8 protein-coding genes are annotated in these 12,897 nt (G+C 66.2%); 2 read left to right on the forward strand and 6 right to left on the reverse strand.

Annotated elements, in window-relative coordinates; all coding sequences use genetic code 11:
- Window positions 1–52: 52 nt before the first annotated feature.
- Together DTW89_RS11820 and DTW89_RS11825 are read right to left on the reverse strand one after the other, a co-directional pair.
- Window positions 53–979 carry an EamA family transporter gene (locus DTW89_RS11820; RefSeq protein ID WP_114656092.1) on the reverse strand — a complete coding sequence of 309 codons (927 nt, stop codon included), beginning with the start codon at window positions 977–979 and terminating at the stop codon, window positions 53–55.
- Between the two features lie 8 nt (window positions 980–987).
- Window positions 988–1,428 carry an acyl-CoA thioesterase gene (locus tag DTW89_RS11825; RefSeq protein ID WP_114656093.1) on the reverse strand — a complete coding sequence of 147 codons (441 nt, stop codon included), beginning with the start codon at window positions 1,426–1,428 and terminating at the stop codon, window positions 988–990.
- A gap of 286 nt (window positions 1,429–1,714) precedes the next feature.
- Between DTW89_RS11825 and DTW89_RS11830 the strand changes: the two genes are divergently transcribed.
- Window positions 1,715–3,706, forward strand: coding sequence for a methyl-accepting chemotaxis protein (locus DTW89_RS11830; RefSeq protein WP_114656100.1), 1,992 nt, complete (start codon window positions 1,715–1,717; stop codon window positions 3,704–3,706).
- A 57-nt stretch (window positions 3,707–3,763) separates the two neighbouring features.
- Here the strand turns inward: DTW89_RS11830 and DTW89_RS11835 are convergent, their stop codons facing one another.
- The 3 genes from DTW89_RS11835 to exaC all read right to left on the reverse strand — a co-directional run bounded on the left by DTW89_RS11835 (window position 3,764) and on the right by exaC (window position 7,136).
- On the reverse strand, window positions 3,764–4,207 hold the full coding sequence (locus DTW89_RS11835) for a DUF779 domain-containing protein (RefSeq protein WP_236637124.1): 444 nt from the start codon (window positions 4,205–4,207) through the stop codon (window positions 3,764–3,766).
- A gap of 4 nt (window positions 4,208–4,211) precedes the next feature.
- Complete coding sequence (gene yiaY / locus DTW89_RS11840) at window positions 4,212–5,366, reverse strand: L-threonine dehydrogenase (protein ID WP_114656094.1); 1,155 nt, start codon at window positions 5,364–5,366, stop codon at window positions 4,212–4,214.
- Window positions 5,367–5,612: 246 nt separating this feature from the next.
- Window positions 5,613–7,136: an acetaldehyde dehydrogenase ExaC gene (gene exaC / locus DTW89_RS11845; protein WP_114656095.1), complete on the reverse strand. Its 1,524-nt coding sequence runs from the start codon at window positions 7,134–7,136 to the stop codon at window positions 5,613–5,615.
- A 313-nt stretch (window positions 7,137–7,449) separates the two neighbouring features.
- Here exaC and DTW89_RS11850 point away from each other — a divergent pair, with 313 nt between their 5' ends.
- Complete coding sequence (locus tag DTW89_RS11850) at window positions 7,450–9,417, forward strand: sigma-54-dependent Fis family transcriptional regulator (RefSeq protein ID WP_114656096.1); 1,968 nt, start codon at window positions 7,450–7,452, stop codon at window positions 9,415–9,417.
- Between the two features lie 134 nt (window positions 9,418–9,551).
- Here DTW89_RS11850 and uvrA read toward each other — a convergent pair whose 3' ends face one another.
- Entirely contained in the window at window positions 9,552–12,590 is a 3,039-nt protein-coding gene (uvrA, locus tag DTW89_RS11855; RefSeq protein WP_114656097.1) for an excinuclease ABC subunit UvrA, read from the reverse strand.
- Between the last annotated feature and the right edge of the window lie 307 nt (window positions 12,591–12,897).

Here is a 12,897-nt window from a genome sequence, read left to right on the forward strand (position 1 = left end):
TGCCACTATTAAATAGATAGCTGTCAGCGCTTTCCAGATAAGCGCTACAGGGCTATTTCATGCCTAATCTTGGCCCCAGCACCACGCACACCAGGGCAAGCACCACGCAGGCCACGCCCGCCCATTGCCATGCGGTGACGACCTCGCCGAGTACCCACAGGCCCGCCGCCATGCCCACCAGCGGCACGCCCAGGCTGAAGGGTGCCACGCGGTTAGCCGGGTAGCGCTTGAGCAGGCTGGTCCACATGCCGTAGCCCAGCACCGTGGCCGCCCAGCCCAGATAGGCCAACGACAGCCAGGCCACCAGCGGCACGGCGGCCCAGGCGGCGGGATCGATCCAGCGGCCCGCGTCCGGATCGAACCAGAGAGACAGCAGGATGAAGGGCAGCACGGGCACCAGGCTGCTCCAGATCACGAAAGACAGGGGGTTGTAGCCCGGCGAGGCTTGCTGTGCCAGGCGCGAGACGATGTTCGATGCCGCCCACGAAGCCGCCGCGCACAGCGTCAGCAGCAGGCCCGCCAACGTGGTGCCGGCCGTGGCAGCGCCTGGCTGCAGATGGTTCATGGCAAAACACAGCAGCCCCAGCCCCGCCAGCGCCAGCCCCAGCACCAGCGGCCGGCCCGGGCGCTCGTGCAGCACACCAAAACCGAACAGCGCGGTGAAGAACACCTGGGTTTGCAGCAGCACGCTGGCCAACGCCGCCGTCATGCCCATTTGCAGTGCCACAAACAAAAAGCCGAACTGCCCCACGCCCTGGAAAGCGCCAAACAGCAGCACCCAGCGCCAATGCAGGCGGGGTGCCTGCACCAGCAGCACCAGGGGCAGGGCCGCGCACAGGTAGCGCAAGGCGCCCAGCTGAAATGGCGTAAAGCTGCGCAGGCCCCACTTCATGGCCACGAAGTTCACGCCCCACAGCACAACCACCGCGAGCGCAGCCAGAAGATCGCGGGCCCGCATCGGCCCCGGCGCAGTGGTCATTCGCCGCCTTACTGCGCCGCGCGCGCAGCGTCGATTTGGGCCTTGACGCGCTGGGCCAGCGCGATGTCGCCGGGGGTTTCGGGGGTCCAGGCGTCCACGGCTCGAGGCTGTCCATCGTCATCCACGGCGGCATACACCACCACACAGTGGGTCACGGGCTGCAAGTCCCTGTCCTGGATGCTGCCCGCCCGCACCTCCACCACCATGCTCATGCTGCTGCTGCCCGTGTAGGCCAGGCGGGCCTCCACCTCCACCAGATCCCCGGAGCGAACGGGCCGCAGAAAGCTGGCACCGCCCATGAAGGCCGTCACGCAGGCGCAGTGCGCCCAGGCACTGGCGCAGGCCAGCCCGGCTTCGTCCACCCACAGCAACACGGCCCCACCCTGAATGCGGCCCGAGGCCGATGAGGCGCCGGATGCGGCCATGAAACGCAAGGTGATGGAATGCATGCCGGGAATTCTCCGCAGTTGGGACAGTCAGGACATTATTCACCAGCGCCCGGATCGGCTGCGCCAGCCCAACCCGGGGACGGCGCCCCTCCAACGACCTGGAGGGGCCCTGTCATGGTCCGCCGACAGCGTCTTGACTTGATATGCGTCAACCCGGTCCGATGCCAATCTCCGTACATTACGTTACAGCTTGCAATACCCGCCATGGGCCTGCAGACTTCTTGTGGCCGACAACACGCTTCGGTCTTTGTGTTTCCACGACCTGCGCATGTGTGCGCTTATTGCCATGTCCATCCTCCATCGCCTTGGCCTGCTTCAGAAATTCATGATCTTGGGCACGATCGGGTTGATGATGAGCGCCCTGCCCACGTACCTTTATGTGAGCGATTCACTGCGCTCCATCGCGGCAGCGCGGCATGAATCGGTGGGTGCCGTGCCCGCACTGGTGGTGAACAAGGTGGTGCAGTTGATGCAGGTGCACCGGGGTCTGTCGGCCGGCATGCTGGGCGGAGACGAGGCGCTGGCGGCGCGCCGGCCCGCGGCCCGCGACGCCCTGGAAAAAGCCATGGCAGAAGTGGCGGCCAGCTTTGCCGCAGCGCAGGTGCCCGCCGCGCAAAACAGCGCATGGACACAAGCCCAGCAAACCTGGAAGACCCTGGAGCAGGCCGTGGCCGCACGCAGCCTGCAGACTGCGCAAAGCACGGCGCAGCACACCCAGCTGATTGCCTCGATCATGTTGATCAACGAGGGCCTGCTGCACGCCTACGGCCTGCAAACCGACCCAGACACCGACACCCATGCGCTGATCCAGGCATCGCTGGTCCATGCCCCGATGCTGGGTGAAAAATTGGGCGTTTTGCGGGCGCAGGGCTCGGGGTTTCTGGGGCGCGGCGAGCTGCCCCCGCAAGACAAGGGGCAGCTGGTGGTGCTGCGCCAGCGCGTGACCGAGCTGCAGGCAGAAACACTGCGCAGCTTCGACCGGGCGCTGGAACGCAACCCGCAGTTTCGCCAATCGATGGGCAGCAAGACCCAGGAAATCCAGGGCCTGATCACGCAGTCGCTTCAACTGCTGGAGAGCGAGGTGATCAACGCCACCGAATTCAAGCTGCCGGCCAAGGACTATTTCGACCATTTCACCCGCACCATCGAAGCGCTGTACGCCCTCAACGCCCAGGCCGCAGGCAACCTGACACAGGCCCTGGACAACCGCGTCTCCAACCTGCAGCAAAGCCTGCTGTGGGTGGCGGTGGCACTGGTGGCGACACTGTCGCTCACCACCGGCATGGCCCTGGTGTTTGTGCGCTCCATGACCCAGCCGCTTGCGCAGGCCGTGCAGCTGTCGCGCGCCGTGGCGCAGGGCGACCTGAGCGGTGGCCCCATCGCCCACGGCACCAACGAGGTCGGCCAGTTGCTGGAGGCCTTGCTGCAGATGCGCCGGCAGCTCACCGATGTGGTGCGCAATGTGCGCGGCGGGTCCGAGAGCGTGGCCACTGCCAGCGTGCAGATCGCCCAGGGCAACACCGACCTGTCGGCCCGCACCGAAAGCCAGGCCAGCGCGCTGGAAGAAACCGCAGCATCCATGGAGCAGCTCAATGCCACCGTGCGGCAAAACGCCGACAGCGCGCAGCAGGCCAGCCAGCTGGCCGCCAACGCCAGCACCGTGGCCGTGCAGGGCGGCGAAGTGGTTGCGCAGGTGGTCGACACCATGCATGGCATCAACGCCTCGTCGCAGAAGATCTCCGACATCATTGGCGTGATCGACTCGATCGCCTTTCAGACCAACATCCTGGCGCTCAATGCCGCCGTGGAAGCTGCCCGCGCCGGCGAGCAGGGCCGTGGCTTTGCGGTGGTTGCCAGCGAAGTGCGTAGCCTGGCCGGCCGCAGCGCCGAAGCCGCGCGCGAGATCAAGTCGCTTATCAGCGCCAGCGTGGAGCGCGTGGCCCAGGGCAGCGCCCTGGTAGACCGCGCCGGCGCCACCATGAGCGAAGTGGTGGGCGCCATCCGCCGTGTGACCGACATCGTCGGCGAGATCAGCGCGGCCAGCCACGAGCAGTCGCTGGGCGTGGCCCAAGTGGGCGAGGCCGTGACGCAGATGGACCAGGTCACGCAGCAAAACGCCGCGCTGGTCGAAGAAATGGCCGCCGCCGCCAGCAGCCTCAAGAGCCAGGCCGAAGACCTGGTGCAGGTGGTGTCGGTGTTCCAACTAGAAGACGAAGGCGGCAGCCACCTGGGTCAGGCATCGCTGCAGCGCACACGCCAGTCGCTACAAATTCAATAGCTGTTTGCGCTTACTGGGTAAGCGCTTGAGGCTGTTTTAGCACTATTTTTCGCCGTTTCACAGCGGTGATGGTGGAGCGCACCGGTCTTCTTGCACTGCCAGCTCCGCCAGCTCCATCGCGGTGAACACGCGAGAGCGCGTGTGGAAGGCCTTGCCCTCCGGCCCCTCCAGCGAGAAGGTGCCACCGCCGTGCCCGTCGATCACATCGATGATGAGCTGCGTGTGCTTCCAGGTCTCGTACTGGGCCTTGCCCATGTAGAAGCGGCAGCCGCCAATGTCGCCCAGGTACACATCGCCCGCACCCATGGTGATCTCGCCGGGCAGGTAGCAGTTGGCGGCGCTGTTGTCGCAGCAGCCACCGCTTTGGTGGAACATCAGGTCCTGGCCGTGCTTGGCTTGCAGCAAGGCCAGCAGCTCCAGCGCGGCGGGCGTGGCCACCACCCGTGGGGGTGGCGGGGTGCCGCTGGCGTGTGTGGAATCCACGGCGTCCATGGCCTTCATGGCGTCAGGCCGTCATGGCCCCGCGGAAGATGCCTTCAATGTCCGCCTGCGTGGCGGTGCGCGGGTTGGTCAGGCCGCAGGCATCTTTCAATGCATTGGTGGCCAGCAGCGGAATGTCCGCTTCCTTCACGCCCAGGTCGGCCAGACACTTGGGAATGCCCACGTCCAGCGCCAGCTGGCGGATGGCGGCCAGGCAGGCTTGTGCGCCCGCTTCGGCGTCCAGCCCCGCCACATCCACGCCCATGGCGTGCGCCACATCGCGCAGGCGCGCGGCCGACGTGGGCACGTTGAACGCCTCCACATGCGGCAGCAGCAGCGCATTGCACACGCCGTGGGGCAGGTCGTAAAAGCCGCCCAGCTGGTGCGCCATGGCATGCACATAGCCCAGCGATGCGTTGTTGAACGCCATGCCGGCCAGAAACTGCGCATACGCCATCTGCTCGCGGGCGTTCAGGTCGTCGCCATGGTTCACGGCGGTGCGCAGGTGGCGGGCGATCAGCTCCACCGCCTTCAGCGCGCAGGCATCGGTGATGGGCGTGGCGGCGGTGGACACATAGGCCTCCACCGCGTGGGTCAGCGCATCCATGCCGGTGGCAGCCGTGAGGCCCTTGGGCTTGGCCAGCATCAGCTCGGGGTCGTTGACGGACAGGATGGGCGTGACGTTGCGGTCCACGATGGCCATCTTGATGTGGCGCGTTTCGTCGGTGATGATGCAAAAGCGCGTCATCTCGCTGGCCGTGCCTGCGGTGGTGTTGATGGCCACCAGGGGCAGCTGCGGCTTGGCAGAGCGGTCCACGCCCTCGTAGTCGGCAATCTCGCCGCCGTTGGTGGCGCACAGGGCAATGCCCTTGGCACAGTCGTGCGGGGAGCCGCCGCCGAGCGAGATCACGAAGTCGCACTGCTCAGCCTTGAGCTGCGCCAGCCCGGCGCGCACATTGCCCACGGTGGGGTTAGGCTGGGTGCCATCAAACACCACCGAGGCAATCTGCTGCCCGGCCAGCTGGGCCTGGATGCGCGCCGCCACGCCGAGCTTGCTGAGCACGGCGTCGGTAACGATCAGCGCCTTGCGAAAGCCGTGACCCTTCAGGGCCACCATGGCTTCTTGCAGACAGCCTGCGCCCATGATGTTGACACTGGGCATGAAGAACGTACTGGTCATTGTGAACCTCCTTGGTATCGCTGTAGGTATGGGAATGTGGGTGCGCTGCAGAGCGGGAGCATGCCCTTGACCCTGGGGCGCTGCGGGCCAGCCCGCGCCCGCCATCGGTGCGGCGGGGCGGTCGGGCCAGAGGGCGAGGCGCTGCGGTCATCGCCCAGGGCTGGGGGTGCTTTGCCAAAATCGTACGCCCGGCACGGCTTGGCAAAGCGGGGTTTGAGGCTGCCCGTTGACCCCCATCAAACCGGCTTAAAAGAAGCCCAGCTTGTTCTCGCTGTAGCTCACCAGCAGGTTCTTCGTTTGCTGGTAGTGGCCGAGCATGGCCTTGTGGTTTTCGCGGCCCAGGCCCGACTCCTTGTAGCCACCGAAAGCAGCGTGCGCCGGGTAGGCGTGGTAGCAGTTGGTCCACACGCGACCGGCCTTGATCGCGCGGCCCATGCGGTAGGCCACGTTGCCGTTGCGGCTCCACACGCCGGCGCCCAGGCCGTACAGCGTGTCGTTGGCAATGGCCAGGGCTTCGGCTTCGTCCTTGAAGGTGGTCACGGCCAGCACGGGGCCAAAGATTTCTTCCTGGAAGATGCGCATCTTGTTGTGGCCCTTGAACAGCGTGGGCTGCACGTAGTAGCCGCCGTCCAGATCGCCACCCACCTTGGCCTGCTCGCCACCGATCAGCACCTGCGCGCCTTCGGCCTTGCCCAGCTCCAGGTAGCTCAAGATCTTGGTCAGCTGTTCTTTGGAAGCCTGTGCACCCATCATGGTGTCGGTGTCCAGCGGGCTGCCCATCTTGATGGCGGCCACGCGCTTCAAGACGCGCTCCATGAACTTGTCGTAAATGCTTTCCTGGATCAGCGCGCGGCTCGGGGAGGTGCAGACCTCGCCCTGGTTGAACGCGAACAGCACCAGGCCTTCGATCGCCTTGTCGAGGAACGCATCGTCCTTGTCCATGATGTCGGCAAAGAAGATGTTGGGGCTCTTGCCACCCAGTTCCAGCGTGGCAGGGATCAGGTTGTTGGCGGCGGCCTGGGCGATCACGCGGCCCGTGGTGGTGGAGCCGGTGAAGGCGATCTTGGCGATGCGCTTGCTGGTGGCTAGCGGCATGCCGGCTTCACGGCCGTAACCGTTGACGATGTTCAGCACGCCCGGGGGCAGCAGGTCGGCGATCAGTTCGATCAGGATCAGCAGGCTGATGGGGGTGGACTCGGCGGGCTTGAGGACCACACAGTTGCCAGCGGCCAGGGCCGGCGGAATCTTCCACGCGGCCATCAGGATCGGAAAGTTCCAGGGAATGATCTGGCCAACGACACCCAGCGGTTCCTTGAAGTGGTAGGCCACGGTGTTGCCATCGATTTCGCTCATGGAACCTTCTTCGCCACGCAGGCAGCCGGCGAAGTAGCGGAAGTGGTCCACGGCGAGCGGGATGTCGGCGTTCAGGGTTTCGCGGATCGGCTTGCCGTTGTCCACGGTTTCGGCGTAGGCCAGCAGTTCGAGGTTGGCCTCCAGGCGGTCGGCGATCTTCAGCAGGATGTTGGAGCGCTCGGTGGCCGAGGTCTTGCCCCAGGCGTCGGCGGCGGCGTGGGCCGCGTCCAGCGCCAGATCGATGTCTTCGGCGGTGGAGCGGGCGGCTTGCGTGTAGACCTGGCCGTTCACCGGCGAGATCACATCAAAGTACTGGCCCTTGACCGGGGCCACGAACTTGCCGCCGATGAAGTTGTTGTACTGGGGCTTGTAGGCGATCTTGGCGCCAGCGGCGCCGGGGGCTGCGTAAACGGTCATGGTGTTGTCTCCTGAGGTTGTTGTGGCTATCGGACCGCCCTGTGGGCCGTTCCGATGCCAACTCTCTACTCAAGACCCATGCCAGCGTTGCAGGGCGCGTGGACCATTGATTTCATTGGGATTTTTTTCCGCTCAGGTGTTGCTGCTGTTGCAGCGGACAACATCCGCGTTGTATTGGCACGCGACACCTGTCACGAAATGGAACAGTTGGCACGACCCCGGTGGCCATGCCCTTGCCCCCGGCGGCGCAGCACGCCATACTCCCGCAAACCCATTCAAAGCAGGGCACCATGACCCTGCACGGAGACAAAGCGTGCGCCCCCTCACCACCCCCGTCACCCTGCGACAGGCCCGCCAGCACCTGCTGGAATCCGGCCAGTGCCCCAGCGGCCTGGTGGACGAGCGCCTGGCCCGCTCCTGGTCGCGCAGCATGGCGGCCGGCCTGATGCCCACCGGGCGGCCCCAGTCCATCGACCACCCCAGCAGCGGCACCTTGCGCCATGTGCTGGCCAGCAACCCCGAGCTGCTCGCGCATTCGCGCCCCGTCATGGAATACCTGTTCGAGCAGGTGCGGCACAGCCAGAGCGTGGTGGTGCTGGCCGATCGGCGCGGCATGCTCATGCACACGCTGGGCGACCCCTACTTTGTGGACAAGGCCGAGCGCGTGGCGCTCACCAGCGGCGCCTCGTGGCACGAATCCCACCGGGGTACCAACGCCATCGGCACGGCGCTGGCCGAAGGCACGGCGGTGGAAGTGCACGGCGGCGAGCATTTTCTGGAGCGCAACAGCTTTCTCACCTGCGCGGCCTCGCCCATCCTCTCGGCCACGGGCGAGCTGCTGGGCATCCTCGACATCTCGGGCGACCACCGCAACGGCCACGCCCACACGCTGGGCCTGGTCAGCACCGCAGCGCGCATGATCGAAAACCGCCTGCTGGCCGCCACCTGCAAACGCAACATCCGCCTGCACCTGCACAGCGCGCCCGAGGGCATTGGCAGTGTGGCCGAAGGCATCGTGGCGGTGTCCGCCGACGGCTGGATCGTGGGCGCCAATCGCGTGGGCCTGGTGCAGCTGGGCCTGCACGCGGGCGACGTGGGCGCCATCTTGCTGGAGCGTGTGCTGGATGTGCGGCTCGATGACCTGCTCTCGCACCACAAACGCCGCCCCCAGCAGCCCCAGGCCTTGCGGGTGCTGGGCCTGAACGGCATCAGTGGGCTGCTGTTTGCCCAAGTACAGATGGATGCCGCCGCGTGGATGACCCCGTCGCAGTCCAACACGGCTGCCCGCGCTGCACCGACGCAAGACGCACTGGCGCTGCTGGACACCGGCGACGCCCGCTGGCGCACCGCAGCCGACAAGGCCCGCCGCGTGGTGGCCAAGCCCATCCCGGTGCTCATCCAGGGCGAATCAGGCGTGGGCAAAGAGGTGTTTGCGCGTGCCCTGCACGCCAGCGGCCCCCGGTGCAACGCGCCTTTTGTGGCCATCAACTGCGCCGCCATCCCCGAGAACCTCATCGAATCCGAGCTGTTTGGCCATGTGGCCGGTGCGTTCACCGGCGCACGCAAGGAGGGCCACCTCGGCCGCCTGCGCGAGGCCCATGGCGGCACGCTGTTCCTCGATGAAATCGGCGACATGCCCCTGGCCCTGCAAACCCGCCTGCTGCGCGTGCTGCAAGAGCGCAGCGTGACACCCGTGGGCGCCAGCAAGGCCGTGCCGGTGGACTTTGCACTGGTCTGCGCCACCCACAACCAACTCATGCAAGCCGCAGAGCAGGGGCGCTTTCGGCAAGACCTGTACTACCGCATCAACGGCCTCACGGTGCAGCTGCCTGCGCTGCGCGAGCGCAGCGACTTCGTGGCGCTGCTGCGGCGGCTGCTGTCCGACCTGGCCACCGAACAAGGCCTGCCTGTGGACGTGGAAGTGGCCCCCGACCTGCTGGCCCGCCTGGCCGCCCACCCCTGGCCCGGCAACCTGCGCCAGCTGGCCAGCGTGCTGCGCACCGCCTGCGCCATGCTGGTCGAGGGCGAAGACACCCTGCGCTGGGAGCACATGCCCGACGACCTGGTGCAGACATTGGAGGTGGCGCCATTGGCATTCGGCCACCCGCCAGACACTCCAGACACGCCCACGGCACCTGCAGCGCTGAGTCTGCAGCAACTGTCCACCGCCGCCATCGACCAGGCCCTGCAGGCCGCGCGCGGCAACATGTCGCAGGCCGCACGCCAGCTCGGTATCAGCCGGCAGACGCTGTACCGCAAGCTGGCGGCTCGTGCGCACTGATTAGCTATCAATATAATAGCTGCTTGCGCTTAATAGATAAGCGCTTGAGGCCGTTTTGCCCATAAAAGCACGCCAACCCACTGGCGCCTTGCGGGTGGGGCCGATGCAACGACCTCTCTCTCGCTACGAGCCCCCTACGCCAGATAGCGCGCGAGGTATTGCCCGGTGTGGCTGGCCGGGTTCGCCGCCAGCTCTTCGGGCGTGCCCACCCCCACCACGGTACCGCCGCCCGCGCCGCCCTCGGGGCCCATGTCGATGAGCCAGTCGGCGGTTTTGATCACGTCGAGGTTGTGCTCGATGATGACGATGGTGTTGCCCGCATCGCGCAGCTGGTGCAGCACCTTGAGCAGCAGGTCGATGTCGGCAAAGTGCAGCCCGGTGGTGGGCTCGTCCAGGATGTAGAGCGTGCGGCCGGTGTCGCGTTTGGAGAGCTCTTGCGCCAGCTTCACACGCTGCGCCTCGCCGCCCGAGAGCGTGGTGGCCGACTGGCCCAGGCGGATGTACGAGAGGCCCACGTCCAGCAGCGTCTGCAGCTTGCGCGCAATGGTGGGCACGTCCTTGAAGAAGGCGGCGGCGTCCTCCACCGTCAGCTCCAAAATTTGTGCGATGTTCTTGCCCTTCCACAGCACTTCCAGCGTCTCGCGGTTGTAGCGCTGGCCGTGGCAGATGTCGCAGGGCACATACACGTCGGGCAAGAAGTGCATCTCCACCTTCACCACGCCGTCGCCCTGGCAGGCCTCGCAGCGGCCACCGGCCACGTTGAAGCTGAAGCGCCCCGGGCCGTAGCCGCGCTCTTTGGCGGTGTTGACCTCGGCCATCAGCTCGCGGATGGGTGTAAACAGGCCGGTATAGGTGGCGGGGTTGCTGCGCGGCGTGCGGCCGATGGGGCTCTGGTCCACGTTGATGACCTTGTCGAAGTATTCGATGCCCACGATCTCATCGTGCGCGGCCGGTTCGTCGTGCGCGCGGTAGAGCTGGCGCGCCACCGCGGCGTACAGCGTGTCGTTGACCAGCGTGCTTTTGCCCGAGCCCGAAACACCCGTCACGCAGGTCAGCAGGCCAACGGGGAAGTCCACCGTCACGCCCTTCAGGTTGTTGCCCGTGGCGCCCGCCACGCGCAGCGCCTGTACGGCGCCCTGGCGCGCATGGTGTTCGGCCATGCGCTCGGCGCGGCGCTTGCTGGCCTCGGTCTGCGGAAAGCGCGATTTGGCCTTGGCCTCCACCACCGACGCGGCCTGCTCCAGCACCGGCAGCCAGGGCGTGCGGCGCTTGGGCACGGCAATCGAGCGCGCGCCCGAGAGGTACTGGCCCGTGAGCGACTGTGCATTGGCGCGCACCTCGTCGTAAGTGCCCTGCGCCATCACGCGCCCGCCATGCACGCCCGCGCCGGGCCCCATGTCGATCACCTGGTCAGCGGCACGCATCATGTCTTCGTCGTGCTCGACCACAATCACGCTGTTGCCAATGTCGCGCAGGTGCTTGAGGGTGGCAATCAGCCGGTCGTTGTCGCGCTGGTGCAGGCCGATGCTGGGCTCATCCAGCACATACATCACGCCCGTGAGGCCCGAGCCTATTTGTGATGCGAGGCGGATGCGCTGCGCCTCGCCGCCGGAGAGAGTCTCGGCGCTGCGGTCCAGGCTCAGATAGCTCAGGCCCACGTCGTTCAGGAACTGCAGGCGTGTGGCGATCTCGCGCACCACCTTGTCGGCGATCTCGGCCTTGGCGCCGGTGAGCTTGAGGTCATTGAACCAGGCGTGCGCATCACTGAGCGTGGCGTGGCTCACTTCATAAATGGCGCGGGCCTGTTCGCCCTCGCCCAGTTTCACATGGCGGGCCTCGCGGCGCAGGCGCACGCCGTGGCATTCGGGGCAGGGCTGGGTGCTGCGGTAGCGGGCCAGGTCTTCGCGCACCACCACCGAATCGGTCTCGCGGTAGCGGCGCGCCATGTTGGGCAGGATGCCCTCGAACACGTGCTTTTTGACGACCGCTTTGCCCTTGGAGGCGCCGCTGTCTAGATGGTAGCTGAAGGCGATTTCTTCCTCGCCCGAGCCATGCAGGATGGCGTGCTGCACCGGCGCGGGCAGCGACTCGAACGGCGCATCAATATCGAACTCGTAGTGCCGCGCCAGGCTTTCGAGCATGGCAAAGTAGTAGCCATTGCGCCGGTCCCAGCCCTTGATGGCGCCACTGGCCAGGCTGAGCGTGGGGAAGGCCACCACGCGCGCCGGGTCGAACACCTCGCGCTGGCCAATGCCGTCGCACGCCGGGCACGCGCCCATGGGCGAGTTGAAGGAGAACAGGCGCGGCTCCAGCTCGGCCAGCGAATAGCTGCACACCGGGCAGGCGAACTTGCTGCTGAACAGGTGCTCTTGGCCGGTGTCCATCTCCAGCGCCAGCACGCGGCCGTTGCCCTCGTGACCACCCACGCGCAGGGCGGCTTCAATGCTCTCGGCCAGGCGCTGCTGCAGGTCGGCCCGCACTTTCACACGGTCGATCACCACGTCGATGTTGTGCTTCTCGGTCTTTTTCAGCGCGGGCAGATTCTCGTGCTCGTAAGTCTGGCCATCCACCCGAAAGCGGATGTAGCCCAGCGCCTGCATCTGCGCAAACAGCTCGGTGAACTCGCCCTTTTTCTCGCGCGCCACGGGCGCCAGGATCATCAGCTTGGTGTCCTCGGGCAGGGCCAGCACGGCGTCCACCATCTGGCTCACGGTCTGCGCAGCCAGCGGCAGGCCGTGGTCGGGGCAAAACGGGGTGCCCGCGCGGGCGTACAACAGGCGCAGGTAATCGTGGATCTCGGTCACCGTGCCCACGGTGGAGCGCGGGTTGTGGCTGGTGGCCTTTTGCTCGATGGAAATCGCCGGCGACAGGCCTTCGATCAAATCCACATCGGGCTTGTCCAGCCGCCCCAGAAACTGCCGCGCATAGGCCGACAGGCTCTCCACGTAGCGCCGCTGGCCTTCGGCATACAGCGTGTCAAACGCCAGGCTGGACTTGCCCGAGCCCGACAGCCCCGTGATCACCACCAGCTGGTTGCGCGGGATGTCGAGGTCGATGTTTTTGAGGTTGTGCGTGCGCGCGCCGCGAATGCTGATGCGCTGCTGCGCCAGGGCGTGCCCCAGATAAAGACCCGAGGGGCCAGAGGGCTGATCATCAGCAGGTCGGTGGGGCAAGGAAGGGTTCACAGTGGGCGCACGCCAGAAAAGCAGAAAAACCCACCATGATAGTGACGCAGGGCATTTCGCGTGGGCCAGCGCCCGGGCACCCCTTGCACAGATCGCGGACAATCAAGAGCTTTATCGCTTCAGTTGCCTGTTGTTCTGGCCCTTTAAAGTCTCCACCACCGTTCGGACTGTGCTGGTCGAAGCCCCTCGACCAGCACGGGGCGAACGGTTCGAGTTTCAGCAGGCCCTACCAACAGACCCAACGGCCCCTTTTTGAGCGTGTCAGACACTACCGTGCCCCCCCCAACCCCAACAC

This window comes from Acidovorax sp. BoFeN1 (genome assembly GCF_003345135.1).
Classification (GTDB): domain Bacteria; phylum Pseudomonadota; class Gammaproteobacteria; order Burkholderiales; family Burkholderiaceae_C; genus Acidovorax; species Acidovorax defluvii.